Here is a 22,139-nt window from a genome sequence, read left to right on the forward strand (position 1 = left end):
AACCTTGGTTGGCGCCGTGCGTGTCGACCAAGGTCGACACCTACCGGGCGGATCGGCCGGCCCTGCTCCGCCGCTACCTGTTGCCGGGGAACGCCTGGCGCAACTCATCCACCAGCACCCGCTGGTTCTCCGAATAGTCCACCGGCACCGACACCAGGTGCACCCCGCCCTCGTTGAAGGCCGCTTCCAGGGTCGGGATGAACTGCTCGATGGCCGTCACCTCGTGGCCCTTGCAGCCATAGGCCTCGGCGTACTTCACGAAATCGGGGTTGCTGAAGGTCATGCCGTAGTCGGTGAATCCGTCCACGGCCTGCTTCCAGCGGATCATGCCGTAGGCACCGTCGTTGAGGATCAGCACCACCAGGTTCAGGCCCAGCCGGCGGGCCGTCTCCAGCTCCTGGCTGTTCATCATGAAGCCGCCGTCGCCGCACACCGCCAGCACCCGCCGCTGCGGATACAGGATCGAGGCCATGATCGCCGACGGCAGGCCCGCGCCCATCGTCGCCAGCGCGTTGTCCAGCAGCAGCGTGTTGGCCACCTGGGTGCGGTAGTTGCGCGCGAACCAGATCTTGTACATGCCGTTGTCCAGCGCCACGATGCCATCCGGCGGCATCACCTGGCGCACGTCGTGCACCAGCCGCTGCGGGGTGAACCCGGCCTCTTCGGCCCGGTCGGCCAGGTGCTCGAGGATGGTCGCGCGCAGCGGCAGCAGCGCAGCGGCATTCGGCACCGCGCCCTCGATGCGGTCGGCCAGCTGGGTCAGCGAACGACCGATATCGCCGATCACCTCCACCTGCGGGAAATACACCTGTTCCACCGCCGCCTGCGAGTACCCGATATGGATCACCGTCGGCCCACCCGGGCGCATCACGAATGGCGGCTTCTCGGTGACCTCGTGGCCGATGGTCACGATCACGTCGGCCTGGTCGATCGCCATGTGCACGTAATCGCGCTCGGTCAGCGCCGCGGTGCCCATGTACAGGCCTGAACCACCGGCCACCGCGCCCTTGCCCATCTGCGTGGTGAAGAACGGGATGCCGGCGCGCAGCACGAACGCGGACAGCGCGTCGCTGGACTGCGGCCGCGAGGCCGCCGAAGCGATCATCAGCAGCGGCCGCTTTGCATTGCGGATGAGCTCTGCTGCCCGATCCAGCGCCTCCGGGCTGGCAATGGGACGGTCCACCGCGTGCGGCGGAATCAGCGCCACGCCCTCGACCTCATCGGCAGCAATGTCTTCGGGCAGCTCCAGCAACACCGGGCCCGGGCGCTCTTCCTGGGCGACACGGAACGCCTCGCGGACGATGGTCGGAATGGTGCGTGCCGAGACGATCTGCCGCGCCTGTTTGGTCAGCGGCTTCATCGTGCCGACGATGTCGACGATCTGGAAGCGCGCCTGCTTGCTGGCGACGATGCCCTTCTGGCCGGTGATCATGATCACCGGCCACGCACCCAGCAGCGCATAGGCGGCGCCGGTGGTGAAGTTGAGCGCGCCCGGGCCGAGCGTGGCCAGGCATACGCCCGGCTTGCCGGTCAGGCGGCCGTAAGTGGCCGCCATGAACACCGCCGCCTGTTCGTGGCGGGTGATGACCAGTTCGATGCTGGAATGGCGGAGAGACTCGACCACGTCGAGGTTTTCTTCGCCGGGAATGCCGAAAATGCGCTCGACGCCTTCGTTCTCAAGTGCGGCGACGAGCAGATCTGAACCCTTGGACATCGGATGCCGTCCTTTGTGCTGGACTGATGGTGGATCGTTGCAGGAAGGATGAGAGATGAGAGCCGCGCGTCAATGCTTGTCGAACCACACTGTCTGCGCGTTGACGAATTCACGGATGCCGAAGTGCGAGAGCTCGCGGCCGAAGCCGCTCTTCTTCACACCGCCGATCGGCACGCGAGGGTCGGAAGCGGAGAAGCCGTTGACGAACACACCGCCGGTCTGCAGCCGGCGCGCCAGCTGCATGGCCCGCGCGCGGTCACCGGTCCACAGGTTGCCGCTGAGGCCGAACTCGCTCTGGTTGGCCAGTTCCACCGCGTGGTCGGCATCGCGAGCGCGGCTGATCGAGGCCACCGGCCCGAACGTTTCCGTATCAAAGGCCTGCATGCCCGGCTCCACGTCCGCCAGCACGGTGGGCGCATAGAACGCGCCCGGACGATCGAGCTGATGGCCGCCGACGAGCAGCTTCGCGCCTGCGTCCACCGAGGCGCGCACCTGCGCGTCCAACTGTTCCAGCAGGTCCTGGCGTGCCATCGGACCAATGCGATTGCCCGCTTCACGGCCATCACCGATGGTCAGCGCCTGCACCTTCTGGCAGAACTGCGCCACGAAGCGGTCGTACACCGCGTCTTCAACGATGATGCGCTTGCCGGCAATGCAGACCTGCCCGGTGTTCTGGAAGCGCGAGGTCACCGCCGCATCGACGGCCGCATCCAGGTCAGCGTCGGCCAGCACGATGAACGGATCCGAGCCGCCCAGTTCCAGCACCACCTTCTTCAGCGCCTGCCCGGCCTGGGCGGCGATGCTGCGGCCTGCGGCCACGCTGCCGGTCAGGGTGACGGCGGCGATGCGGTCATCGGCGATCGCACGGCTGGTACCCTCGCGGCTGATGTTGGCGGCGATGAAGGTGCCTTCCGGCAGCCCGGCATCACGCCAGGCGGCATCGAGCAGCTGCGCGGTGCCGACGATGTTCTCGGCCGGCTTCAGCAGGAAGCCGTTGCCGCCCATCAGGATCGGTACCGCCGCGCGCATCACCTGCCAGTACGGGAAATTCCACGGCATGATGCCCAGCACCACGCCCAGCGGCAGGTAGGACACGTAAGCCTTGTCGTCGGGCACCTGGGTCGGCTCGTCGCGCAGGAACTGCGCACCGTGGTCGGCGTACCAGTCGCACAGCACGGCACACTTCTCGATCTCGGCCAGTGCTTCGGCCTGGACCTTGCCCATTTCGGCAGTGGCCAGCGCGGCCAGCTTTTCACGGTCACGGCGCAGTACGGCGGCCATCGCACGCAGCACTGTGGCCCGCTGTTCGAGGCTGCTGGCGCTCCAGGCGGCGAAGCCGGCCTGGCCACGCTCGAGGATCGCATCCAGTTCGGCATCGGTGGCGAAGGGATGGCTGGCGATCTGCTGGCCGGTAGCCGGATCGCGGGAAATGGCGGTGGTGGGGGCAGCGGACATGCAGGTCTCCTGGTGTCTCGACAACGGGCGGTGGCCCGTCTTCTGCACAGGAATGTGGACCCGATTGGCGGAGGCAACAAGGCGTCTGCTTATCCTGTGACCGGCACTTACCTGTCTGAATGGGGGGTGTCGGCAGGGCTGCGCCCTGCACCCGCTACGATCCAGAGCAACAGCAACAGCAGAAGCTGGTTTCCTGAGGGATGGCGGGGTGGGTCCGGTTGCGGGAGACGCCGTAAACCCTTCCATGGGGGCTTGGCCGCGGCATCCATGCCGCGGACACTCCCGCAACCGGACCCACCCCGCCTTCGACGGTTTTCCGCGATCTGTCGGAAATGCTCTTGGGGTCAGATCCGTTTTCCATGGGAAAACGGATCTGACCCCGGAATTTCTTTCGATATCTGACAGATGTGTCGACCAAGGTCGACACCTACCAACAGCCGCGTGAACCTTTCAAAGGTGGGGCGGTGTCGGCGTGCGGGGTGTCAGCCGCATGGATGCGGCTGCCAAGCCCCCAGGGACGGGTTTACGGCGTCCCCGCGCTCCGACACCGCCCCGCCAACCCACGGAATCCAGCTCTAGCTCTGGCTCTGGCTTTGGCCGTTGCATTGAGCAGGTGCAGGGCTGCAAGCCCTGCCGAACACCCACTACCTTCGCGGCAGGTAAGTCACCAGGGAAAGGTCGTGCCGGCTCTCCGGCACCAGCGCCACGTACTGCAGGTCCAGCAACCCGCGCGTGGGATGGTTCAGCTTCTTCGCCCCTTCATCGAACCGACGCACGTCGTGCTCCGGCCACCACTGGCGGAACTCCTCGCTGTGCGCCGCGATGTCCTCCACCAGCGCCAGGAACGGCGCCTTGTCCGGCGCTTGCGCCATCGCCGCACGGAAGCCTGCCAGCAGGCCGCGGGTCATTTCTTCCCAGTTGAGGATCAGCGTGCGGTACGGCGGGTACAGGAACATCAGCCGCAGCGTGTTGCGCTCATGCGGCGCCAGTTGGCTGTAGTCCACGAACAGCTCGGCGATGGCCGGGTTCCAGGCCAGGATATCGAAGCGGGTGTTGCGCACATAGGCCGGGATCGGCTGCATCGCCTCCACCAGCTGGCGCAAGCCGTCGGTCACGCTCTCGTCCGGTGATTCCAGCGGCACGCCGTAGCCGGACAGCGCGAACGCGTAGGCGCGTTCGTCGTCGCTCATGCGCAGCACCTGCGCCAGGCGCTCCAGCACCTCGGGCGAGGCGCGCACTTCACGGCCCTGCTCGATCCAGGTGTACCAGCTGACACTGACCCCGATCGCCAGCGCGACTTCCTCGCGTTTCAGGCCCGGGGTACGCCGGCGCCCGGCCGGCAGGCCGAGCGTGGCGGGGTCGACACGGGCACGGCAGGCCTTGAGGAAGCCGCCCAGTTCCTTGCGTTCACTTTCGCTGCGCATCATCGCCCTCCGTTGCGGAAGGCGATGCTATCCGCGCAGGCGCGTCGATCAGGCATCGACGCGCTTGGAGCCCACGGCCAGGCCGGCCTTCAGGCTGGCCTCGACGAACTCGTCCAGGTCGCCGTCGAGCACCTTCTGCGTATCCGAGCGCTCGATGCCGGTGCGCAGGTCCTTGATGCGGCTCTGGTCGAGCACGTAGTTGCGGATCTGGCTGCCCCAGCCGATGTCGGACTTGGTGGCTTCCACCGCGTCCTTCTCGGCGTTGCGCTTCTGGATCTCCAGCTCGTACAGCTTGGCGGCCAGCATCTTCATCGCGTTGTCGCGGTTCTGGTGCTGGCTGCGGCCGGTCTGGCAGGCCACGACAATGTTGGTCGGGATGTGGGTGATGCGCACCGCCGACTCGGTCTTGTTCACGTGCTGGCCACCGGCACCGGACGAACGGTACACGTCGGTACGCAGGTCGGCCGGGTTGATGGTGATGTCGATGTTGTCGTCGATTTCCGGCGACACGAACACCGAGGTGAAGCTGGTGTGGCGGCGATTGTCCGAGTCGAACGGCGACTTGCGCACCAGGCGGTGCACACCGGTCTCGGTCTTCAGCCAGCCATAGGCATAGTCGCCTTCCACGCGCAGCGTGGCCGACTTGATGCCAGCAACGTCGCCGCCGGAGACTTCCATCAGCTCGGTCTTCCAGCCACGCGATTCACACCAGCGCAGGTACATGCGCAGCAGGATCTCGGCCCAGTCCTGGGCTTCGGTACCACCGGCACCGGCCTGGATGTCGACGAACGCGGCCGCATTGTCCATCTCGCCGGAGAACATGCGCTGGAACTCCAGCTTCTCCACGTGAGCCTGGTGCTTGTCGAGGTCGGCGACCACGGCCAGAGCGGTTTCCTCGTCCTGCTCGGACTCGGCCAGCTCCAGCAGCTCGGTGGCGTCGTTCAGGCCATCGAGCACCGAGGCGATGCCGCCCACGGTCTTTTCCAGGCTGGAACGTTCGCGGCCCAGGTTCTGGGCGTACTCGGCGTTGTTCCAGACGTCGGGGCTTTCCAGCTCCCGCGTTACTTCTTCAAGACGCTCTTTCTTGGCGTCGTAGTCAAAGATACCCCCGAAGCGACAGCACGCGATCAGTCAGATCGGTGATGCGCTGGCGGACAGGATTCAGTTCGATCATGTCGGCGGTCGTGCATTCAAAAGATGACTGGTAATGATACCGCAGGCTGCGGGTGCCCGGAATGAGGGCCTCACCCTGCCCCCAGCGCCTGCCGCAGCAGCGGCAGCTGGCGCCGGCTGCACGGCACTTTCGCCCCGTCGGCCATGTGCAGCAGGGCCTCGCCACCGTCCAGCGGCTCGATCGAGCGCAGCTGGCCCCGATGGATCAGCCAGCTGCGGTGCGGGCGCAGGAACTCGCCCGGGTCGAGCCGCTGCTCCAGCACCGCCATGATGATCCGCAGCGGATAGTCGTGGCCGCGTACCCGCAGGTTCACATAGTTCCCCGCGGCCTGGGCATACTCCACGTCCGCCGTGGCGACCAGGAACTCCTTGCCCAGCTTGCGCACCAGGAAGTGCTGGGGGCGCTCGACCGGCTCCACCGGCGGGCCGACGTCCGGCTCGGCCAGCAGGCTCGCCTCGCCCTGCCTGCGCCGGCCGAACCAGCTGGCAAAGTGCTCCAGTGCCACGAACATCGCAAACGTGCGTACATCCTTCAGGTATTCGTAGGCAAAGCGCTCCAGCCAGCCGGCATCATCCTGGTAGCGATGGCCCAGCGACCCGTAGGCCAGGTGCCGCAGCAGCACCATCCCCACCACATGCAGCAGCGACCAGCCGACGCTGGCCAGCAGATACAGCGGCAATCGCCGCTTCCAGGTATCGGCATGCAGCGGCCAGCGCTCGCAGCCCCACCACAGCAGCGGCAGGGTCAACAGGACCAGGCCGAGGCTGCTGAACTCCCAGATCATCGGCTCCCACAGCCCGAGATCGGCGCCGCGGCGACTGGCGTCCATCACTTCCACCAGCGCATTGGTCACTGCCGAGGCCGACAGGATCGCCGCCCATACCAGCAGGCGGGTTGAAGTACGCCAGCGCGATGGTCGGCCTTGGGTCATTGCTGCATCCATGTCGTTGCGGTGCTCCAGCCTGCCTCAAGGGACAAAGGGTAGCGGCTCCATTGATCCCACCCCCCCCGCCATTGGTCACTGCGTCGGTTCCAGCGGCCCCTTGCCAGTCGCCGCACGGACCGGGCGGCGTCACCTTGGCTCGATTCTCCGGCACACCACCACCATGACCCGACGCTACGACATCGACGCCCTGCGCGTGTTCGCCTTCGCCCTGCTGATCCTCTACCACACCGCCATGGCCTACGTGGACGACTGGGGCTTTCACCTCAAGAGCGTGCATACCGCCGAATGGCTGCAGTGGCCGATGCTGTTCGTCAACCGCTGGCGGATGTCGCTGCTGTTCCTGATCTCGGGTATCGCCATCGCGCTGATGCGGCCGGAAGGCAGGTTGCTGCGCTTCGCCGGCCTGCGCACCTGGCGGCTGCTGCTGCCGCTGCTGTTCGGCATGTTCGTGATCGTGCCGATCCAGCCCTATTGCGAAGGCGTGGCCAACGGCCACGTGGCACCCGGCTTCGGCCAGTTCCTGCTGCGCTACTGGCAGGTGCGGCCGTGGCCGGAAGGCAGCTTCGCCGGCTGGCAGTACGGCATCACCTGGAACCACCTGTGGTACCTGGCCTATCTGTGGAACTACACGCTGGCCTTGGCCCTGTTGATGCCATTGCTGGGAACGGCGGTGGTTCGCCGCGCGATGGCGCTCTGCGCAGCATCGCCGATGCTGCTGATCGGCCTTCCGTCCGCCCTGCTGCTGGCCTGGGTGATCTGGCTGGAGCCGATCTACCCGTCCACCAATGCCCTGCTCGGCGACTGGTACCAGCACGCGAAGTACGCGACGGTGTTCCTGGCCGGCTACCTGCTGGGTCGTGAACCGGTGTTCTGGGAGCGCGTGGTCGCCCTGCGCCGCACCACGCTATGGCTGGCGCTGGCTGCCGTCGGCTGGTATCTGGGGTTGCGCATCCTCGGCCAGGTATTGCCCGCCGATTCCCCGCTGCGGCAATGGCCCGAACCGTTCTGGGACCTGCAGGGCCGGGCCAGCCAGTCGCTTTACGTATGGACCGCGCTGCTGGCCATCCTCGGCTGGGGAAAGGTCTTCCTCGATCGCCCGTTCCGCTGGCTGCCGTACTGCACCGAGGCGATCTATCCCTGGTACATGCTGCACCAGAGCCTGATCATCGTGCTGCTGTTCTGGCTCAAGCCACTTCAGTTGGGCCCGTGGATGGAACCGGCCCTGCTGCTGGCCGGTACTGTCGGCGGCTGCCTGCTGATCCATGAGTTGCTGATCCGTCGCGTGCGTTGGCTGCGGCCCCTGTTCGGCCTGCGTGCGAATCCGCCGGCGGCGCCAATGGCGCGCACCGCAGTAGTGTAGAGCCGAGCCCGCGCTCGGCTGCCTCTGCCATGAGCCGCGCATGTGCCCGGCGCTACATCAAGGCAGTCGAGCCAGCTCGACTCTACACGGGTGTCCGAGCGGTCAACGCACCTCGAACTCGCCCACCAGCACGGTTTCGGCGCGATCCTTCAGCCGCATCGTCACCATCTGGTCCTTCTGCTTGGCCGTGCCCCAATGGGTGGTCAGGCGCAGCATCAGCGTCGTCGCACCGGTCACCAGTTGCTGGCGACTGCCGAAATAGTTCGCCTCGACCTTGTACTTGCCCGGCTTGGCGTTGCGCAGCGAGAACTGCTCGGGGCCATAGCCGCCGGTGAAGTCCTGCGACATCCGCCCGCCCTGGTAGGTCTGGCGGTTGCCGTAGTAGGCACGCTCGCCGTTCGGGTCGGTCACCCACAGGTCCATGTCGCTGTTGTCGGCATCCCAGGACAGCACCACGCGCAGGTCCAGCGGCATTGCCTGCAGCAGGCGCGGGTCGATGGCCGAGGTATCCAGCCGTGGCGTGCTGCGCGCCACCAGGTTGGTCAGCTCATCCAATGCGATCAGGGCGATGCCATCGAAGCGGCTGTCCCACGGCCGCACCACCACCTGGTACAGCGGCGCCAGCGCCTGCTGCGGCTTGCCGGCCGCTGCCAGCGCCAGGCCCAGGTCGCGGAAGCTCTGCGGTTCTTCCTGGCCCATCGCCAGCACCTGCTCGAACACCGGCACCGCCAGTGCCGGGGCATCAGCCTGCATCAGCCGGTAGCCGAGCACGCGCAGCAGATGCCGGTTGTCCAGATCCATCTCGGCCAGGTTCGACAGTACCCGCAGTGCCAGTTCGCGCTGGCCCTGCCCCCGCAGCAGGTCGGCCACATCGAGGAAGAACGCGCTGCTGTCGGCGTGGGCATCGCGCTCGGCCAGATAGCGGTCGTAGAGTTGCGACGGCGGGCCCTCGCGCAGGCGCCGGGCGATGGCCGAGTCCGGCTGCCAGGCCGCCAGCTGGATGCCGAGTTGGCCGTCGTTGGCAGCAGCGGGCGCAGCGACACGGCCACCAGTGACTGTGATTGAATCCAGGGCCTTGTTCGATGCAGGCGCTGAGCGACGCGCACGCGCGCTGCTGGCTTCCATGCGCTGCTCGGCGGCGGCGGCCATCGGTGCCGGGGCGGGTGGTGCCGCCGGGGCCGGCGCGGCGAGCATCGCCACCGGCGCTGATTCCATCGCGTAGTCCGCGGAGGCCACTTCGAGTGCCCCGCCCTTCGGCTGCGGCGGCACACCCTTCGGCCAGCTGCGGTTCCACCACTGCTGGCGCTCCTTCCAGCGTGCCGCCACCTCATCCAGGCGCTGGCGATCGGCTGCGGCGCGATCACTTACCTGCACTGCAAACCTGGCGTCGTACTCGGCGCGCAACGTGCCCGAAGGGCGGATCGCATAGCGCAGGTAGTCCTCCAGCGTCTCCAGCACGATCAGCGAGGTATCCGGCCCGACCAGGCCGAACTGTTGTGACAGGCGCTGCATCGCCTCACGGTTGCCACGGCGGTCGGCGGCCAGCTGCTGCAGGCGCGCCTGCGCCCACAAGCCTGCCAGCAGTTCACCGTCTTTGCTCTTCTGCGTGGCGGGCAGCGCCTGCCATTCGCCGCCACCCACGCGCACCCGCATCGGCACACCGTCGGCCGCCAGTCGTGCATGCAGCCACAACCAGCCCTGGGCTTCACTGCGACGATCGATCACCACGTCCTGCACGCCGCGCCCTGCATCGACCTGCACATCCAGCGGCGACGACAGCAGCTCACGGGCGGCCAATTCGACATCCTTGCCCAGCGCAACGAAGCGGCCGCCATGCGCTTCGCTCCAACCACGCAGCCGCACCGCATCGGTGCGCGCACCGGCGCTGCTGACCGCAAACAGGCGTTGGTCCGGCGCCATCGCCGGCAGCTGTTCCGGCCCATAGGTCAGCAGGCCATCGCTGACCAGCAGGTATTCCTTCACGCCCGGCTGCGGCTGCCACTGCGCCAGTGCGCTGGCGCCGTCCGGACGCACGGCCTGCAGTGCTGCGCGCAGCTCGTTCCAGTTGCCGGCGCGGATGCGGAATCGACGCACCGGCTCGGCGCGATCGCGCAGCACGGTCAAGGCCACGGTGCCGTCACCCATCGCAGCGAAGTAGCGATCCAGCAGGGCGAACTCACGCGAGCGATCGCGCTGTCCCGCCGAACCGGAGCCGTCCCACAGCAGGCCGATCTCGCTGGGCAACGTGCGCGGCGTGCTGCTGGCCACCACCGGCAGCTGCGCCAACAGGTAATGGCCGTCCTGCCAGGGCGCCGCCTGCACCTGTGCCTGTCGGGCTGCCGGCAGGCTCCACTGCAGCTGCTGCGGCAGCTGCGCGCCCCTGCCCTGCCACTGCAGCTGGCCCGCGCTGATGCGGAAGGGCGCCGTACCCGCGGTGGCCGTGTCGGGGGCCTGCAGTTTCAGCTCAACCGAGGCTGCACCGGCGGCGAACTGCAGCGGCAGTGTCCACTGCCAGCCTTGGCCGGCGAAGGCCAACGGCTCGCGAATCACCAGCTCCACGCGCCGGCTACCGCCGGCCGGCAGCGGGTAGATGCGCAACCGGAACTGGTTGCCAGCGGTCTGTTCCAGCAGGCCCGGGTCGACCCCGCGACGGGCGATCTCCTCGAACACCTGGCGGCCGCGATCCTTGGGCACCGGCACCGCGTCACGCATCTCGCCGTTGATATCCAGCGCGAAGCCGCTGACCTGCTGACCGTCGGCCAGCGGGAACTGCAGCTCGCCCTCCAGCACGCGCCGGTTCGGGTTGTGGAATTCCAGTGTGATCCGGGTCTGGGCGATGCCGGCCTGGACTTCGCCTTCGATGCGGGCGTGTCGCAGCTGCACCGCCTGCTCGGCGGCCGGGGCAATCAGCAGAGGCATGCTGGCCTGCGGCCGGGAGATCGGCGGCGACTGCGCGCCAGCGGGCCAGGCCGCGAGGGCCAGCAACAACACAGTGCAGCAACGGACGAAGACCATGAGCGGACTCCAGTGGGATCGTGAACCTTTGAACGCACCAGCAACCGTAATGGGGTTGGCGCCCCCAAAAAGGGGACGGAGGGGATTAAGTCGCAAGTGGCAAACAAGGCACAAGCGACTTAATCCCCTCCGTCCCCTTTTTCTATGCGGGCAGGCAGTGCTCCACGATCAGCTGGATGGCGCTGCCGCCACGGTAGTCATCGCAGGCCAGCCGGTAGGCCAGGTGGACGTGACGTGATGGCGCGTTGCCGTGCCAGCCGCCGAAATGGATGGCGTTGACCGTGCCGGGTACGCCGGGCAGGCGCAGTTCCAGCTTCAGGTGACGCTCCTTCAGCACGCGCCAGTTGGCCACTTCGAAGTGGCCGTCGAACAGCGGCTCGGGGAAGCCCTGGCCCCACGGTCCAGCCAGGCGCAATGCCTCGGCGTGGCGATGGTCCAGCTCGTCCGCCGCCAGTTCGCCGTCACTGAGCACCTGCTGCTGCAGTGCCGCCGGGTCGAGCATTTCCAGCACCACGGCGACGAAGGCGGCCTTGAAGTCATCGACGTGGTCACGCCGCAGGCTGAGCCCGGCCGCCATGGCGTGGCCGCCGAAGCGTTCGATCAGGCCCGGTTGGCGCGCATCGACCAGCGCAAGGGCGTCACGGATGTGCAGGCCGGGAATGGAGCGCGCCGAGCCTCGCAGGGTGTCGGCGCCAGGTTCGGCCGGCGCGAAGGCAATCACCGGACGATGCAGGCGATCCTTCATCTTCGATGCGACCAGGCCAACCACACCCGGATGCCAGTCGGCATCGAACAGGCAGGCCGCCACCGGTCGCTGCCCCGACATGTCGAGCACCACGCGGGTCAACGCCTGCTCGGCGTCATCGGTCATCGACTGCTGCACCGCACGACGTTCTGCGTTGATCTGCTCCAGCGTCTGCGCGATCTCCCGCGCCTGGCGCGGGTCTTCGGTCAGCAGCAGCGCGATGCCCAGCGCCATGTCTTCCAGCCGGCCCGCGGCATTCAGGCGCGGGCCGAGCGCGAAGCCAATGTCGGTGGCAGTGAGCCGCGCGGCATCACGGCCGCTGGCTTCGATCAGCGCACGCAGGCCGACACAGCCCTGCCCCGCGCGCAGGCGCCGCAGGCCCGCGCTGACCAGTGCCCGGTTGTTCGGATCCAGCGCCACCAGGTCGGCGACGGTACCGACCGCCACCAGGTCCAGCAGCGTGGTCAGGTCCGGCCCCTTGCCATCGGCGAAGACGCCGGCCTCGCGCATGTGCCGGCGCAGCGCCATCAGCACGTAGAAGATCACGCCGACGCCGGCCAGTGACTTGCTGGGGAACGCATCACCGTCGAGATTGGGATCGACGATGACATCGGCCGGCGGCAGCTGCGGCCCGGGAAGGTGATGGTCGGTGACCAGCACCTGCCAGCCGCGCGCCTTGGCGGCGGTCACGCCCGCATGGCAGGCGATGCCGTGATCTACAGTCACCAGCAGGTCCGGCTGCAGCGCGGCCAGTTCCTCCACCAGCGACGGCGACAGGCCATAGCCATGCACCATGCGGTTCGGCACCGCGTGGAAGACGTGCTGCGCGCCGAGCATGCGCAGGCCGCGCACGCCGACCGCACAGGCGGTGGCGCCATCGCAATCGAAATCGCCGACCACCAGGATGCGCCTGTCATTGGCGATGGCCTCGATCAGCAGACCCACCGCATCATCGATGCCGGTCAGCAACTCGGGCGCGTGGAGGCTGCCCAGTTTCGGCAGCGCCAGCTCTGGCGTACCTGCGCCACGGCTGGCATACAGGCGCGCCAGCAGTGGCAGCGTGCCCTCTGGCCAGCTGCCGGGTACGACCGCATCGCGGCGGCGGATCATCGGCGTATCGGAGGAGGAGTGCGCAGCATCGGCGGCAAGGGACATCGGCATCGCCGGGTTGCGGAAGACATCCCCATGATAGCGCGGGGTCGGATCTCTCTGCCCGCAGGAGGCTCCACCCCGATCGCGAGCATTTGGAATCTGCCAGCATATCTTCCATGCTTGTCGGCCCGGAAATGGACTTCAACGCATGCATCGCACGCTGCTTCCCGCGCTGCTGGGCCTCGCCCTGGCCCCGGCCGCCCACGCCGCCACACCCGAACCGAAGGCCGGCGTGCAGTTCCAGCACAACGACTGGTCGCTGGCCTGTGACAACACCCGCACCTGCCGCGCCGCCGGCTACAGCCCGGAAGAACCCGGCAATCTGCTCAGCCTGATGCTGGAACGCGCGGGCGGCCCGGCTACGAAGGTGCTCGCGCGGCTGCGCAATGGCGAGGATGGCGAAAGCCCGACGCCGACCGGGGCGCTGCGCCTGCGCCTGAACGGCAAGGACCTGGGCCCGGTGCACGACACCGGCGACGGGGACAACGTGTTGTTGCAGCAGGCACAGACCGATGCACTGGTCGCGCACTGCCGCGCCAGGCACGCATCGAGATCATCGACGGCAAGGGCAAGGCGTGGCCGATCTCCGACAGCGGCGCAGCGGCCGTACTGCTGAAGATGGACGAGGCCCAGGGCCGGCTGGGCACGCCCGGTGCGCTGGTGCGGCGTGGCGACAAGCCCGAAGCGAGCGTGCCTGCGGCGTTGCCGGTACCAGTGATCGTGCGCGGCACGCTGATGGCACCGCGCGCCTCGGACGCGGCGCTGGCCAAGGCACCGGGCCTGCGCAAGGCGCTGATCGCCAGCCTGCCGAAGCCGGATGAGTGCGGCCGCCTGAGCGATGGCGGGACAGATGAGATCGAGATCCAGCGACTGGACGCCCAGCATGTACTGGCAAGCACCAGTTGCTTCGTGGGTGCCTACAACATGAGCAACGCCTACTGGGTGGTGCGGGACAGATCGCCGTACCAGGCGACCTTTGTCACCAACCTGGCCGAAGATTTTGACCGCGATGACGCTACGCTGCGAGGCCGCTCCCGAGGCCGCGGTGTCGGCGATTGCATCTCCGCCAATGACTGGGTGTGGGACGGGGAGCGCTTCGTGAAGAGCAGCGATTTCACGACGGGCCAGTGTCGCAATATGCTCGGCGGGCACTGGACACTGCCGACGGTGGTCAGCGAGGTCCGTTGAGGCGCCGCTACCTGCGGTAGTGCCGGCCGCTGGTCGGCAACCCCGACAGACCCTGGGGGTCAGAGCCGTTTTCCGACGGAAAACGGATCCGACCCCGATCGGTCGATGGAAAACGGATCCGACCCCGATCGGTCGACCCCGATCAATCGTGAAGCTGCCGCGGCTTCTTCCAGAACTGCCAGCGCTGGCCGCGGCCCAGCTGGAACTGCAGGCCGTCCTCGAAATCGAGCACCAGCCGCTGCAGCTCGCCACGCTTGAGCGCGGCCAGCAGCGGCCGGATTGCATCATTGCCGAGCTGCTGCAGCGAACGCAGCTGGCGCAGGTCGACCAGTGCATCCACCGCCTGGTCGCCATCGACGGCTACGCCAGCCGCCAGGGCCAGGCCCTGCAGCAGCGCATCGCGGCTGCGCACCTGTGCGTGCGGCGTGCTGACCGACACCGGCATCACGCCACCGCCCCAGAACCACAGCGAATTGATCGGCTGTTGTCCCTGCGCGGCGCGCTGCTGGTTCCAGGAATGGTTGTGCAGCAGTACCTGCGCTTCGGTCATCAGCGCCCGCCAGCGACGGCCGCCCTCGCCCTCCGGCAGATGCGAGAACAGGTCATCGCCCAGCACCTCGTCCGGACTATTGAAGTCCGGCAGCACCAGGTCGATTGGAAGCCGCAGGTACCAGCGCGACGGGTCCGGTGCGTCAAGCACGAACCCGGCATCGGCAAACAAGGGCTGCAGCACCGGCAGCAGGGCCAGGCTGTCGGCCAGCGTCGGCCGCAGCGTTTCGCCGTAGGCCATCATCCGCGCGCCATGCATGTCCGGCACCATGCAGGCCGGATCGGCACGCAGCCAGCTGGCGCCGGCCGCATCGCCGACGTCGCGCTGGCGGGTCAACGCGGCCACCGGCCAGTGCGGCGCGGCAACCGCGAAATGGCGCGTCAGCTGCGCGCGTTCGCCCGGCGCGACCTGCACGGTCGTGGCACGGCCGAGCGCACGTGCCACATCGTCCGGCAACGCAGCCGCGGCAAAGCGGCTGCGGGCCGGCAACAGCAGGGTCGCCGTTGCCACCGTGTCAGTCCACGTAGCTGACGCTGACGATCTCGTACTCGCGCTGGCCGGCCGGGGCGTCGATCACGATCGAATCGCCTTCCAGCTTGCCGATCATCGCGCGCGCCACCGGCGAGGAAATCGCGATCAGGCCCAGCTTGATGTCCGCTTCCAGGTCACCGACGATCTGGTACTTCTTCTCTTCGTCGGTTTCCACGTCGGCCAGCGTCACGCTGGCGCCGAACACCACCTTGGAGCCGGCGTTGAGCTTGCTCACGTCGATGATCTCGGCGTGCGACAGCTCGCCTTCCAGCTGCTTGATGCGGCCTTCGATGAAGCCCTGTTCCTCGCGCGCGGCGTGGTACTCGGCGTTCTCCTTCAGGTCGCCATGCTCACGCGCTTCGGCGATGGCGGCGATCACCTTCGGGCGCTTGACCGACTTCAGGTGATCCAGTTCGTCGCGCAGCTTCTGCGCGCCCTTCATGGTGATGGGGGCTCTCATGCATTCAACTCCTTGTGCAGCTCCTGCAGCGACCAGACCGGACCGGTGCCGCGGAATTCCAGTGAATCCACCAGCGCCTTGGCGCCGGCAATGGTGGTCGAGTAGGTGACGCGATGCTGCAGCGCCTCGCGACGGATCGAGAACGAGTCGTTGATCGCCGAACGACCTTCGGTCGTGTTGACGATGTAGACGATCTCGCCGTTCTTGATCGAGTCGACGATGTGCGGACGGCCTTCGACCACCTTGTTGATGATCTCGCAGTCCATGCCGTGCTGCTGCAGCCAGGCGGCGGTGCCACGGGTGGCGACCAGGCTGTAGCCGCGCGCCAGCAGCGCCTTGGCCACCGGCAGCACGCGCTTCTTGTCCGGATCACGCACCGAGACGAAGGCCTTGCCAACCGGCGGGGCCTTGATGCCGCCGGCTTCCTGCGCCCGCGCGAAGGCGGCGTTGAAGGTGCGGCCCACGCCCATCACCTCACCGGTGGAGCGCATCTCCGGCCCGAGGATCGGGTCGACGCCCTGGAACTTGGCGAACGGGAAGATCGCTTCCTTCACCGAGTAGTAGTCCGGCACGATTTCCTTGGTCGCGCCCTGCTCGGCCAGCGTCTTGCCGGCCATGCAGCGGGCGGCGATCTTGGCCAGCGGCATGCCGGTGGCCTTGGACACGAACGGCACGGTGCGCGAGGCACGCGGGTTCACTTCCAACAGGTAGATGGTGTCGGCACCCTCGTCGCTGGTCTGGATCGCGAACTGGGTGTTCATCAGGCCGACCACGTTCAGGGCCTTGGCCAGCTCCACCACCTGGCGGCGCAGCTCGGCCTGGGTTTCAGCCGACAGCGAGTACGGCGGCAGCGAGCAGGAGGAATCGCCCGAGTGCACGCCAGCTTCTTCGATGTGCTCCATCACGCCACCGATCAGGACGTTGCCATCCTTGTCGGCGATGATGTCGACGTCGCACTCGACAGCATTGTCGAGGAAGCGGTCCAGCAGCACCGGCGAATCGTTGGACACCTTCACCGCGTCGCGCACGTAGCGGGCCAGGTCGGCTTCGCCGTAGACGATTTCCATCGCACGGCCGCCCAGCACGTAGCTCGGGCGCACCACCAGCGGGTAGCCGATCTCGCGGGCCAGCAGCAGGGCTTCCTGGTCGTTGCGGGCGATACGGTTCGGCGGCTGCTTCAGGCCCAGCGTGTCGACCAGCTGCTGGAAGCGCTCACGGTCTTCGGCCAGGTCGATCGAGTCCGGGCTGGTGCCGATCACCGGCACGCCGTTGGCTTCCAGCGCGCGCGCCAGCTTCAGCGGGGTCTGGCCGCCGTACTGCACGATCACGCCCTTCGGCTGTTCCAGCTCGACGATCTCCAGCACGTCTTCCAGGGTCAGCGGTTCGAAGTACAGGCGGTCGGAGGTGTCGTAGTCGGTCGACACGGTTTCCGGATTGCAGTTGACCATGATGGTTTCATAGCCATCCTCGCGCAGCGCCAGTGCCGCGTGCACGCAGCAGTAGTCGAACTCGATGCCCTGGCCGATGCGGTTCGGGCCACCGCCCAGGATCATGATCTTGTCGCGGTTGCTCGGCGCGGCCTCGCACTCGTCCTCGTAGGTCGAGTACAGGTAGGCGGTACCGGTGGAGAATTCACCGGCACAGGAATCCACGCGCTTGTAGACCGGGCGTACCTTGTGCGCACGACGCAGCGCGCGGATGGCGGCTTCGTTGGTACCGGTCAGCTGCGCCAGGCGTGCGTCGGAGAAGCCAGCGCGCTTCAGCTTGCGCAGGCGTGCGGCGTCCAGCGCGTCGATGCCACCGGCAGCGACTTCGCCTTCTGCAGCGATGATTTCCTCGATCTGGTCCAGGAACCAGTGGTCGATGAACGACAGTGCGTAGATCTCTTCCACGCTCATGCCGGCGCGGAACGCGTCGGCGACGAAGAACAGGCGCTCCGGGCCCGGCGCCTTCAACTCGCGACGCAGGGTCTGCAGGTCGTCTTCGTTGGCCAGGTCCAGGCCGGTCGGGTCGAAGCCAACCTTGCCGGTTTCCAGGCCACGCAGGGCCTTCTGCACCGACTCCTGGAAGGTACGGCCCATCGCCATCACCTCGCCCACCGACTTCATCTGGGTGGTCAGGCGGGCGTCGGCGGCCGGGAACTTCTCGAAGGCGAAACGCGGGATCTTGGTGACGACGTAGTCGATCGACGGCTCGAACGAGGCCGGGGTCAGGCCACCGGTGATTTCGTTCTTCAGTTCGTCCAGGGTGTAACCCACGGCCAGCTTGGCGGCGACCTTGGCGATCGGGAAGCCGGTGGCCTTGGAGGCCAGCGCCGAGGAACGCGACACGCGCGGGTTCATCTCGATGACGACCACGCGGCCGGTCTTCGGGTTGATGCCGAACTGCACGTTCGAGCCACCGGTATCGACGCCGATCTTGCGCAGCACGGCGATGGAGGCATCGCGCAGGCGCTGGTACTCCTTGTCCGTCAGGGTCTGCGCCGGCGCCACGGTGATCGAGTCACCGGTGTGCACGCCCATCGGGTCCAGGTTTTCGATCGAGCAGACGATGATGCAGTTGTCCGCGGTATCGCGGACCACTTCCATCTCGAACTCCTTCCAGCCCAGCACCGACTCTTCCACCAGCACCTCGGTGGTCGGCGACAGTTCCAGGCCGCGGCTGACGATCTCGACCAGCTCTTCGCGGTTGTAGGCGATGCCGCCACCGCTGCCGCCCAGGGTGAAGCTGGGGCGGATGATGGTCGGGTAGCCGACGCGGGTCTGGATCTCCAGCGCTTCGTCCAGGGTGTGGGCGACGGCGGCGGTCGGGCATTCCAGGCCGATCTCACCCATGGCCACGCGGAACAGCTCGCGGTCTTCGGCCATGCGGATCGCTTCGCGCTTGGCGCCGATCAGTTCGACGTTGTACTTCTCCAGCACGCCGTTGTCGGCCAGGTCCAGCGCGCAGTTCAGCGCGGTCTGGCCGCCCATGGTCGGCAGCAGCGCATCGGGCTTTTCCTTGGCGATGATCTTCTCGACCGTCTGCCAGTTGATCGGCTCGATGTAGACGGCGTCGGCCATCTCCGGGTCGGTCATGATCGTTGCCGGGTTGCTGTTGACCAGCACCACGCGGTAACCCTCGTCACGCAGGGCCTTGCAGGCCTGGGCGCCGGAGTAGTCGAACTCGCAGGCCTGGCCGATGACGATCGGGCCAGCACCGATGATGAGGATGGTCTTGAGGTCAGTGCGCTTGGGCATTTTCTTCTCTAAGTCAGTACAGCGTGACAAGGGGGAGTGATCGCACGCTGTCGATCAGGAATCTTGATCCGCAGCGCCGCGCCAGCGGCAGCAGCGATGCGGGGTTTACGGTCCATCGCGACGCCACCGGGGGGCCGGCGGCGTACTGATCACGCCTTGGCCTGCTCCATCAGCACCACGAAGCGGTCGAACAGCGGACCGACATCGGTCGGGCCCGGCGACGCTTCCGGGTGGCCCTGGAACGAGAACGCCGGCACGTCGGTGCGGGCGACACCCTGATTGGTGCCGTCGAACAACGAGCGGTGGGTCACGCGCAGGGTCGGCGGCAGGGTCGCTTCATCGATCGCGAAACCGTGGTTCTGCGAGGTGATCATCACCCGGCCGCTGTCCAGGTCCTGCACCGGGTGATTGGCACCGTGGTGGCCATGGCCCATCTTCATGGTCTGCGCGCCCGAGGCCAGGCCCAGCAGCTGGTGGCCCAGGCAGATGCCGAAGGTCGGGATCTTCACATCGATGAAGGTCTTGATCGCTTCGATGGCGTAGTCACACGGCTCCGGGTCACCCGGGCCGTTGGACAGGAACACGCCGTCCGGCTTCAGGGCCAGCACTTCGGCGGCCGGGGTCTGCGCCGGTACCACGGTCACTTCGCAGCCACGCTCGGCCAGCATGCGCAGGATGTTGGTCTTCACGCCGAAGTCGTAGGCCACGACCTTGAACCGGGCCGGCACGCTGACGAAAGCGTTGGCATCCAGGTCCAGCTGGCCCTCGGTCCAGGTGTAGGTCTTCTCGGTAGTGACGACCTTGGCCAGATCCATGCCCTTCAGCCCCGGGAACTTGCGGGCGGCTTCCAGTGCCTTTTCCACGTCGATGTCGCCGGCCATCAGCGCACCGTTCTGCGCGCCCTTCTCGCGCAGGATGCGGGTCAGCTTGCGGGTGTCGATGCCGGCGATGGCGACCACGCCACGCTGGATCAGCCAGTCCTGCAGCGACACCTGGCTGCGCCAGTTGCTGGGGCGGCGCGGAACGTCGCGCACGATCAGGCCGGCCGACCACACCTTGGACGCTTCGTTGTCCTGGTCGGTCATGCCGGTGTTACCGATATGCGGATAGGTCAGCGTGACCATCTGCCGGGCGTAGGACGGGTCGGTCAGCACTTCCTGGTAGCCGGTCATGGCGGTGTTGAACACCACCTCACCGACGGACAGGCCGGGCGCGCCTACGGATTCGCCCTCGAATACGGTGCCGTCTTCGAGGACGAGGATTGCGGCTTGGGTCACGGGAATCTCACTTTGGCTACCGAGGGGGCTGCCGAAGTCACGCCTGCGCTTCACGGAAATCCGGTTGCAAAAAAGCGCGGACGTACGGTCTGGGACCGGTCCGGCTTTCGTGATTCGGCGAGTGCGAATTGTAGCGCTGCCGGGGCGCTCGCGCCAGCGGTTATCGCGCTTCATGAACAGGCGATTGCGCATTCATTTCAATCCGATGGCGTATGCGGGCCGGAGGCGGGGTCGGATCCATTTCCCGAATGGGAAAGGCTCTGACCCCAGGCGCCCTCGGATGGGGTCAGAGCCCTTTCCGCAGGAAAGGGATCCGACCCCAGGAATCAGCCCGCCCTACTGCAGCAGATCCCTTACCCGGTAGCTGCCCGGCGCCCGCCCCTGCAGCTGGCGGGCGGCGAACAGGGCGCCGCGGGCGAAAATGTCGCGGTTGGTGGCCCGATGCACCAGCTCGATGCGCTCGCCCAGACCGGTGAACTGCACCAGGTGCTCGCCCACGATGTCACCGGCACGCAGGCTGGCGTAGTGCGGCTCCGCCCCGCCCCGTTGCGCGGCCGCGCCCAGGGTCAGCGCGGTGCCCGATGGCGCATCCTTCTTCTGGGTGTGGTGCGATTCGACGATGTCGCAGTCCCAGCCGGCCAGCGCCTGCGCCGCGCGCTCCACCAGCTCGTCCAGTACCGCCACGCCCAGGCTGAAGTTCGAGGCCCATACCAGCGGGATCTTCGCCGCCGCGGCCTCCAGCGCCTGGCGCTGCGTGCTGGAGATACCGGTGGTGCCCGACACCAGCCCTGCACCCCGCTCCACGCACAGCGCCAGCATCGGGTCGAAGCCCTCCGGCAGGCTGAAGTCGATCGCCACATCGAACACCGGCGCGCCGGGCAGCTCACTGGCGCCGAAGAACGGAACGCCGTCGACCACGCGCTGTGCCGGCGCACGGCCGGTCACTGCGGCCACGATCTGCAGGGTTTCGGGATGTTCGGCGGCCAGCCGCAGCAGGGCTTGGCCCATGCGCCCGGAGGCGCCGTGAATGAGCAATCGCAGGGGAGTCTGGTTCATGCCTGCAGGCTAGCGGCAGCACGCCTGCTCCGGCAAGCGCCATCACTGCTACGCTGCATGCCCTTTCATGCAATGGATGGCAGCCCCTTCATGCAGATCAGCGAACAGCTGGTGCTGGTCACCGGTGCCGGCCGCGGCCTAGGCCAGCACATCGCCCGCGCGTTCGCGGCGCAGGGTGCGCGCGTCATCGTCAACTACCACCGCAGCGAAGGCCCCGCACGGGCGCTGGCCGCCGAGCTGGGCGGACAGGCGATCGCGCTGCCGGCCGACGTCACCGACCGCGGCCAGGTCGATGCAATGCTGCAGCACGCCCTGGCCCACTTCGGCCAGGGCGTCACCACCGTGGTCAACAACGCGCTCGCCGCGTTCTCGTTCAATGGTGATGCCCGCGATGGTGCCGCCAACATCGGCTGGCCGGCCTTCCAGGCGCAGTTCGAGGGCAGCGTGCGCGGCGCGCTGAACACCGTGCAGGCCGCCCTGCCCGGCATGCAGGCCCGCCGCTTCGGCCGCATCATCAACATCGGCACCAACCTGTTCCAGAACCCGGTCGTGCCCTACCACGACTACACCGCCGCCAAGGCCGCGCTACTGTCCCTCACGCGCACGCTGGCCGGCGACCTCGGCCCACATGGCATCACCGTGAACATGCTGTCCGGCGGCCTGCTGCGCACCACCGATGCCAGCGCTGCCACGCCGGAGGCGGTGTTCGACTACATCGCCACCAACACGCCACTGCGCAGCGTTACCACGCCAGCAGAATTCGCCGATGCCGCGCTGTTCTTCGCCAGCCCCTGGTCGCGCGCGGTGACCGGGCAGAACCTGGTGGTCGATGGCGGGCTGGTGCGGGACTGAG

General features: G+C 67.4%; 14 protein-coding genes and 1 pseudogene. 3 read left to right on the plus strand and 12 right to left on the minus strand.

Annotation, left to right across the window (positions count from 1 at the left end; translation table 11 throughout):
- Positions 1–73 precede the first annotated feature (73 nt).
- The 5 genes from AC5QAB_RS18080 to AC5QAB_RS18100 form a co-directional block, all read right to left on the minus strand.
- A complete protein-coding gene (locus tag AC5QAB_RS18080; RefSeq protein WP_014647004.1) occupies positions 74–1,714 on the minus strand; it encodes an acetolactate synthase large subunit in 1,641 nt (546 codons plus the stop codon).
- Positions 1,715–1,783: 69 nt separating this feature from the next.
- Positions 1,784–3,169 (minus strand): NAD-dependent succinate-semialdehyde dehydrogenase, encoded by a 1,386-nt coding sequence (locus tag AC5QAB_RS18085; protein WP_014647003.1) that lies wholly within the window; start codon positions 3,167–3,169, stop codon positions 1,784–1,786.
- Between the two features lie 644 nt (positions 3,170–3,813).
- Positions 3,814–4,596 (minus strand): helix-turn-helix transcriptional regulator, encoded by a 783-nt coding sequence (locus tag AC5QAB_RS18090; RefSeq protein WP_024958346.1) that lies wholly within the window; start codon positions 4,594–4,596, stop codon positions 3,814–3,816.
- Positions 4,597–4,641: 45 nt separating this feature from the next.
- Positions 4,642–5,767 (minus strand): peptide chain release factor 2 gene (gene prfB, locus AC5QAB_RS18095; RefSeq protein ID WP_099479803.1). Its coding sequence is split into 2 segments (ribosomal slippage): positions 4,642–5,691 and positions 5,693–5,767, totalling 1,125 coding nucleotides; the frame shifts between segments, so codons are not numbered across the junction.
- Between the two features lie 70 nt (positions 5,768–5,837).
- Complete coding sequence (locus AC5QAB_RS18100; RefSeq protein ID WP_495233535.1) at positions 5,838–6,698, minus strand: LytTR family DNA-binding domain-containing protein; 861 nt, start codon at positions 6,696–6,698, stop codon at positions 5,838–5,840.
- A 175-nt stretch (positions 6,699–6,873) separates the two neighbouring features.
- Between AC5QAB_RS18100 and AC5QAB_RS18105 the strand changes: the two genes are divergently transcribed.
- Positions 6,874–8,073: an acyltransferase family protein gene (locus AC5QAB_RS18105; RefSeq protein WP_049418897.1), complete on the plus strand. Its 1,200-nt coding sequence runs from the start codon at positions 6,874–6,876 to the stop codon at positions 8,071–8,073.
- A 102-nt stretch (positions 8,074–8,175) separates the two neighbouring features.
- Here AC5QAB_RS18105 and AC5QAB_RS18110 read toward each other — a convergent pair whose 3' ends face one another.
- Together AC5QAB_RS18110 and recJ are read right to left on the minus strand one after the other, a co-directional pair.
- Positions 8,176–11,088 carry a DUF2135 domain-containing protein gene (locus AC5QAB_RS18110; protein ID WP_495233536.1) on the minus strand — a complete coding sequence of 971 codons (2,913 nt, stop codon included), beginning with the start codon at positions 11,086–11,088 and terminating at the stop codon, positions 8,176–8,178.
- A 142-nt stretch (positions 11,089–11,230) separates the two neighbouring features.
- The gene (gene recJ, locus AC5QAB_RS18115) at positions 11,231–12,988 is read right to left on the minus strand and encodes a single-stranded-DNA-specific exonuclease RecJ (protein WP_329858233.1); all 1,758 of its coding nucleotides are present in this window, start codon (positions 12,986–12,988) and stop codon (positions 11,231–11,233) included.
- Positions 12,989–13,133: 145 nt separating this feature from the next.
- Between recJ and AC5QAB_RS18120 the strand changes: the two are divergent.
- Positions 13,134–14,173, plus strand: a pseudogene (locus tag AC5QAB_RS18120) (DUF1176 domain-containing protein).
- A gap of 142 nt (positions 14,174–14,315) precedes the next feature.
- Here AC5QAB_RS18120 and AC5QAB_RS18125 read toward each other — a convergent pair.
- The 5 genes from AC5QAB_RS18125 to dapB form a co-directional block, all read right to left on the minus strand.
- Positions 14,316–15,233, minus strand: coding sequence for a phosphoglycerate mutase (locus tag AC5QAB_RS18125; RefSeq protein WP_329858230.1), 918 nt, complete (start codon positions 15,231–15,233; stop codon positions 14,316–14,318).
- A gap of 4 nt (positions 15,234–15,237) precedes the next feature.
- On the minus strand, positions 15,238–15,702 hold the full coding sequence (gene greA, locus AC5QAB_RS18130) for a transcription elongation factor GreA (protein WP_026347191.1): 465 nt from the start codon (positions 15,700–15,702) through the stop codon (positions 15,238–15,240).
- Positions 15,703–15,710: 8 nt separating this feature from the next.
- Positions 15,711–18,953 (minus strand): carbamoyl-phosphate synthase large subunit, encoded by a 3,243-nt coding sequence (carB, locus tag AC5QAB_RS18135; protein WP_495233537.1) that lies wholly within the window; start codon positions 18,951–18,953, stop codon positions 15,711–15,713.
- A gap of 149 nt (positions 18,954–19,102) precedes the next feature.
- Positions 19,103–20,230: a glutamine-hydrolyzing carbamoyl-phosphate synthase small subunit gene (gene carA, locus AC5QAB_RS18140; protein WP_014646993.1), complete on the minus strand. Its 1,128-nt coding sequence runs from the start codon at positions 20,228–20,230 to the stop codon at positions 19,103–19,105.
- Positions 20,231–20,566: 336 nt separating this feature from the next.
- On the minus strand, positions 20,567–21,286 hold the full coding sequence (gene dapB, locus AC5QAB_RS18145; protein WP_080052982.1) for a 4-hydroxy-tetrahydrodipicolinate reductase: 720 nt from the start codon (positions 21,284–21,286) through the stop codon (positions 20,567–20,569).
- 90 nt (positions 21,287–21,376) lie between these two features.
- Between dapB and AC5QAB_RS18150 the strand changes: the two genes are divergently transcribed.
- Positions 21,377–22,138 (plus strand): 3-oxoacyl-ACP reductase, encoded by a 762-nt coding sequence (locus AC5QAB_RS18150; RefSeq protein WP_495233538.1) that lies wholly within the window; start codon positions 21,377–21,379, stop codon positions 22,136–22,138.
- Position 22,139: the final 1 nt, after the last annotated feature.

This window comes from Stenotrophomonas sp. YJH_SMC_127, from assembly GCF_059372445.1.

Bases quoted from the DNA above. Each gene is read 5' to 3' on its own strand.
- dapB (WP_080052982.1), bottom strand. From the start codon at position 21,286: ATGAACCAGACTCCCCTGCGATTGCTCATTCACGGCGCCTCCGGGCGC.
- AC5QAB_RS18080 (WP_014647004.1), bottom strand. From the start codon at position 1,714: ATGTCCAAGGGTTCAGATCTGCTCGTCGCCGCACTTGAGAACGAAGGC.
- AC5QAB_RS18150 (WP_495233538.1), top strand. From the start codon at position 21,377: ATGCAGATCAGCGAACAGCTGGTGCTGGTCACCGGTGCCGGCCGCGGC.
- AC5QAB_RS18110 (WP_495233536.1), bottom strand. From the start codon at position 11,088: ATGGTCTTCGTCCGTTGCTGCACTGTGTTGTTGCTGGCCCTCGCGGCC.
- AC5QAB_RS18105 (WP_049418897.1), top strand. From the start codon at position 6,874: ATGACCCGACGCTACGACATCGACGCCCTGCGCGTGTTCGCCTTCGCC.
- AC5QAB_RS18100 (WP_495233535.1), bottom strand. From the start codon at position 6,698: ATGACCCAAGGCCGACCATCGCGCTGGCGTACTTCAACCCGCCTGCTG.
- carB (WP_495233537.1), bottom strand. From the start codon at position 18,953: ATGCCCAAGCGCACTGACCTCAAGACCATCCTCATCATCGGTGCTGGC.
- AC5QAB_RS18090 (WP_024958346.1), bottom strand. From the start codon at position 4,596: ATGATGCGCAGCGAAAGTGAACGCAAGGAACTGGGCGGCTTCCTCAAG.
- recJ (WP_329858233.1), bottom strand. From the start codon at position 12,988: ATGTCCCTTGCCGCCGATGCTGCGCACTCCTCCTCCGATACGCCGATG.
- AC5QAB_RS18085 (WP_014647003.1), bottom strand. From the start codon at position 3,169: ATGTCCGCTGCCCCCACCACCGCCATTTCCCGCGATCCGGCTACCGGC.